At 72.9% G+C, this 4,097-nt stretch carries 6 protein-coding genes; 3 read left to right on the top strand and 3 right to left on the bottom strand.

Translation table 11 applies throughout. The annotated features are described in order from the left end of the window. A partial coding sequence (locus ACFTZL_RS42045) for an alkene reductase (RefSeq protein ID WP_382595030.1) occupies nucleotides 1-952 on the bottom strand: 952 nt, incomplete at its 3' end. A gap of 52 nt (nucleotides 953-1,004) precedes the next feature. Between ACFTZL_RS42045 and ACFTZL_RS42050 the strand changes: the two genes are divergently transcribed. Together ACFTZL_RS42050 and ACFTZL_RS42055 are read left to right on the top strand one after the other, a co-directional pair. Then, entirely contained in the window at nucleotides 1,005-1,364 is a 360-nt protein-coding gene (locus ACFTZL_RS42050) for a MerR family transcriptional regulator (RefSeq protein WP_382595044.1), read from the top strand. A 109-nt stretch (nucleotides 1,365-1,473) separates the two neighbouring features. Then, complete coding sequence (locus tag ACFTZL_RS42055; RefSeq protein WP_382595033.1) at nucleotides 1,474-2,607, top strand: dipeptidase; 1,134 nt, start codon at nucleotides 1,474-1,476, stop codon at nucleotides 2,605-2,607. A 54-nt stretch (nucleotides 2,608-2,661) separates the two neighbouring features. On the opposite strand, the gene ACFTZL_RS42060 is transcribed toward ACFTZL_RS42055, so the two are convergent. Both ACFTZL_RS42060 and ACFTZL_RS42065 read right to left on the bottom strand, forming a co-directional pair. Beyond that, a complete protein-coding gene (locus ACFTZL_RS42060) occupies nucleotides 2,662-3,054 on the bottom strand; it encodes a VOC family protein (RefSeq protein ID WP_382595036.1) in 393 nt (130 codons plus the stop codon). Nucleotides 3,055-3,068: 14 nt separating this feature from the next. Next, nucleotides 3,069-3,440: a VOC family protein gene (locus tag ACFTZL_RS42065; protein WP_382595039.1), complete on the bottom strand. Its 372-nt coding sequence runs from the start codon at nucleotides 3,438-3,440 to the stop codon at nucleotides 3,069-3,071. A gap of 116 nt (nucleotides 3,441-3,556) precedes the next feature. Here ACFTZL_RS42065 and ACFTZL_RS42070 point away from each other — a divergent pair, with 116 nt between their 5' ends. Next, nucleotides 3,557-4,063 carry a CGNR zinc finger domain-containing protein gene (locus ACFTZL_RS42070; protein ID WP_382595042.1) on the top strand — a complete coding sequence of 169 codons (507 nt, stop codon included), beginning with the start codon at nucleotides 3,557-3,559 and terminating at the stop codon, nucleotides 4,061-4,063. Nucleotides 4,064-4,097: the final 34 nt, after the last annotated feature.

The raw sequence follows: 4,097 nt of genomic DNA on the forward strand, positions 1-4,097 counted from the left end.
GGCCGAGGGCGATCAGGTCCGCCCCGGCCGCCAGCAGCGCCTCGGACGCCCGGTGCACACCCTCGGTGGTGATCTCCTTCAGCACCGGGTTGGCGATGAGCACCCCGGGCCATGCGGCGCGCACCCGCCGGAACACCGGGGTCTCCGGGTCGGCGTACCCCAGGTGCAGATAGGCGAGCCCCAGCCCGCCGAGGCGCTCGACGAGCGCCGGGTAGAGCTCCTCGGTCTCGCCCTCCGCGATGCCGTTGACGGTGTTGCCGGGGGAGACCCTGAGTCCCACGCGCTCGGCGCCGATCTCGGCGGCCACGGCCTCGGTCACCTCGGCCGTGAACCGGATCCGGGCCGCGACCGGTCCGCCGTAGCCGTCGGTGCGCAGGTTGGTGTTCGCGGCCAGGAACTGGTGCAGGAGGTGGCCGTTGGCCGAGTGCACCTCCACCCCCTCGAAACCCGCCTCGACCGCGTTGCGGGCGGCCTTCGCGAAGTCGGCGACGGTGGTGCGGATGTCCTCGGCGGTCATCTCCCTCGGCACCACGGCCGGCCGGTGGCCCTCAGGCGTGAAGATCGTCTCGGGGAGCGCGAGGGGCGAGGGCGCGACCGGGGTCAGCCCGCTGGTCGCCGGGTGGCCGACCCGCCCGCCGTGCTGGAGCTGCAGGAACATCCGCCCGCCCGCGTCCCGTACGGCGTCCGTGACCTGCTGCCAGCCGGCCACGTGCGCCGGGCTGTGGACGGCGGTGATGTTCGGATACGTCTGCCCGACCGGGTTCGGTGTCGAGGCCTCGGCGATGATCAGCCCGGCCGAGGCGCGCTGGGCGTAGTACGTGGCCATCAGCGGGGTCGGGGTGCCGTCGGCCTCGGCCCGGTTGCGGGTCAGGGGCGCCATCACCAGACGGTTGGGCAGGTCCAGCCCGGGGAGACGAGCCGGGTCGAAGAGTGCTGTCGTGTGCTGCGTCATGCCCTTACGCTAGAACCTGACACTGATGTCAGAATCAAGTGCGGGAGTGGACGTGCGGATCGGTGAACTGGCCCGGCGTACCAACGTGAGCGAGCGGTCGCTGCGCTACTACGAGAAGCAGGGCATGCTCTCCGCCGAGCGGACGCCCGGCGGGCACCGGGAGTACCCGGAGGCGGCCGTGGACCGGGTCATCCGCATCCAGGAGCTGTTCGCGGCGGGCCTGTGCAGCGAGAAGATCGTCCAGCTCCTGCCGTGCATGCGGGACGCGGACGGTGGCCCCTCGGCCCGCGCCACCCCGACCCTGGTCGCCAACCTCACCGCCGAGCGCGCCCGCATCGACCGGATGATCGCCGACCTGGTCCGCTCCCGGGACACCCTGGACGAGGTGATCGACGCGGCCCGGCTGCCCTGAGCGCCCGCCCGTCGGGCCGGGGCCGTACTCCGAACGCCCCGCTCACCAGGAACAGCCCTGCGCCCCGTGCGACGGTGACCGTACGTCACGAGCACCGTACGGAGCCGCCATGGCAGATCTCCAGCACGACCTGCGCCCCACCGCCGCGACCGGCGAGTTCGACGATCTGGCCGAGCCGTACCCCGATGAGGGCGTCGTCGCGGCGGAGCCCTACGAGCCCGTCTCCGATCCGGACGACGCGCCCCTGACCCGGGCCCATGCCATCCTCGCCGCCCACCCCGTCGCCGACGGGTACAACGGACTGCCCTGGGCGCTCAAGCGCCTGTCCTACTACGACCTCGAGGACGGCGAGAGCACCGTCGACACGGACGTGCCCCGGCTGCGCAGCGGCCACGTGGGCGCGCTGTTCTGGTCGTTGCACCTGCCCGAGGGCCTCGACGGTGACCGTGCCGTCGGCGCCACCCTGGAGCAGCTCGATTTGGCGAAGTCCATCGTCCGCACCTGCGACGAGGGCCTGCGGCCCGCCTGTACGGCCGGGCAGGTCGCCGACGCCCGCAACTGCGGCCGTGTCGCCGTGCTCCTCGGTCCCGCCGGGGCCTCGGCCGTGGGCGACTCGCTGGGCACCCTGCGCCAGCTTCATCTCCTCGGCCTGCGGGCCCTGACGCTGACCGGTGTGTCCTGGGCGAGCGACGCGGGGCTGACCCGGTTCGGCGAGGAAGTCGTGCGCGAGATGAACCGGCTCGGTGTCATCGCGGACCTCTCCGGCGCCCCGGAGCAGACCGTCCGCCGTGTGCTGAGCCTCTCCCGGGCACCCGTGCTGTTCAGCCGCTCCGCGGCCCGCGCGATCCGCCCCCACCCGGTCAACCTCCCCGACGACCTGCTGGCGGAGCTGGGCGCCGCCAAGGGGCTGTGCCTGGTACCGCTGACGGCCGAGCAGACCGGCCCGACCGTCCGTGATGTCGCCGATCACCTCGACCACATCCGTGCCGTGGCCGGAGCGCAGTGCGTCGGACTGTCCGGCACCTACGACTCCGGTTCGGCCCATCCGCAGGAACTCGGCGACGTCTCCTGCTATCCGCGGCTGATCGCGGAGCTGCTGCGGCGCGGCTGGGACGAGGGCGATGTCGCCCTTCTGACCTGGGGCAACATCCAGCGCGTCCTGCGCGGGGCCGACTTCACCGCGCGCGCAGCCCAGCAGCGTCGCGCGCCGTCGAAGGCGACGATCTCGGAGCTCGACGGGTAACAGTCCCGCCGTCCCGCCGTCCTGCCCTCCCGCAGTCCTGCCTCCTCTGCCGGATCACTCGGGCGCGATCCGGCAGAGGCAGAACGGGTGCCCCACCGGGTCCGCGTAGACCCGGAAGTCCTTCCTCCTGTCGTCCTCCTTGTCCAGCAGCCGCGCTCCCAGCGCCAGCACCCGCTCCTCGGCCACGTCGATCTCCTCCCAGGTCGCACCACCGTCGAAGTCCAGGTGGAACTGCTGGGCGTCGCGGTCGGACCGGGGCCACTCCGGCGGGGTGTACCCGGGCGAGCGCTGGAAGGCGAGCCGGGGCCCGCCGGGGAGGCGCAGCACCACCCAGTCGGGGTTGTCGTCCTCGGGGGTGCCGCCGCCGACCCCCGCGTAGAAGCGGGCCAGCTCGCGCGGGTCGGGGCAGTCGACGACCACGGAACGGAATTGAGCCACGGCGGACATGAGGCCTCCCGGTGTCAGCCGGCGCAGAGGCAGAACGGGTGCCCGGCAGGGTCGGCGTAAACCCGGAAGGTCCGGGAGCGGTCCTCGGTGTCCAGCGGCTTGGCGCCGAGCGCCAGCACGCCCTTCTCGGCGGCGTCCAGGTCCTCCACGTCCAGGTCGAGGTGGAACTGCTGCGAGTGGTCGGGCGACGGCCATGTCGGCGGTACGAACCCGGGAGCGGCCTGGAAGGCCAGCGGTGTACCGCCCGGCACCTTCAGATCGACCCACTCGTCCTGCCCGTCGGACGCGACCTCCGGCGTGCCGCCGAGCACCTCGGCGTAGAAACCGGCGAGTGCGCGCGGGTCGGGACAGTCCAGGACGACGACACCCAGCTTGGCGAGAGCCATGACTTCCTCCTCGAAGTCGCTGTTACCTTCAGAATCGGGTAACCAGTAACCGTTACTGCATGCTCCCCCATTGGCGGTAACCTCGCAAGAGAAAAAGCGAGAGGTACGGTCCAGCCATGACGGAGAGATCGCCCGCGCCCGGCGGCCTGGCCCTGGTCGAGGCCCTGGTGAACACGCTGGACATCGAGTCGGGCGCCGACACGCTGGACTCGCCCGAGGGCCGGGCACGCTTCGGGATCACACCGGACGAGACGGACCGGGCCCGCGCCCTGCGTGAGTCCCTGCGCGCGACCCTCCTCGCTCACGCCGGCCACCCGCCGCACCGCGAGGCGCCCCCGCTCGGCGAACTCCTGGCCCAGGCCCCGCTCATCCTCACGGTCGACGCGACGGACGGCTCGGCCGCCCTGACCCCCGCCGGCGACCACTCCCTGCACGCCCGCGTGGCCGCCGCCGTCGCCGAGTCCCTGGTCGCCGGCACCTGGACCCGCCTCAAGGCCTGCGAGGCCCCCGACTGCCACTGGGCCTACTACGACCGCAGCCCGGCAGGCCGCGGCCGCTGGTGCTCGATGCAGGTCTGCGGGGCCCGCGCGAAGATGCGCCGTTACCGGGCGAAAGGGGCGTGACCCGCCCGCGCAGGGGCCCGGTGGGGCAGAATGC

Source organism: Streptomyces sp. NPDC056948 (genome assembly GCF_042674225.1).
GTDB classification, from domain to species: Bacteria; Actinomycetota; Actinomycetes; order Streptomycetales; family Streptomycetaceae; genus Streptomyces; species Streptomyces purpurascens.